The organism is Paenibacillus sp. CCS19, from assembly GCF_033239625.1.
In the GTDB taxonomy this organism is placed as follows: domain Bacteria; phylum Bacillota; class Bacilli; order Paenibacillales; family Paenibacillaceae; genus Paenibacillus_T.
On record NZ_BTCK01000141.1, the window covers coordinates 1 to 221 of the forward strand.

1 protein-coding gene is annotated in these 221 nt (G+C 57.9%); it reads right to left on the reverse strand.

The window, feature by feature from the left end:
- A partial coding sequence (locus SBI19_RS29455) for a hypothetical protein (protein ID WP_317973086.1) occupies nt 1–221 on the reverse strand: 221 nt, incomplete at both ends.

A 221-nucleotide genomic window follows, 5' to 3' on the forward strand; every position in this document is an offset into this window, starting at 1 on the left:
GCTTCACTGTGTCGAGCGTGATCGTGTCGCTGATCGTCGTAATGTTGTTCGCTGCATCCTTCAGCTGCACGCTTACTGTCTTCGTGCCGTCGCCCGTACTCAGCGTCCAGCTGCTCTTAGCTGCCGCGTAGGCTTCCCATGCGCTCCACGTCGTTCCATCGTTGGAGAAACGCATTTGCTTAGCGGTGTTGTCTGCGTTCGTCAGCGCCAGCGTTGCCGTT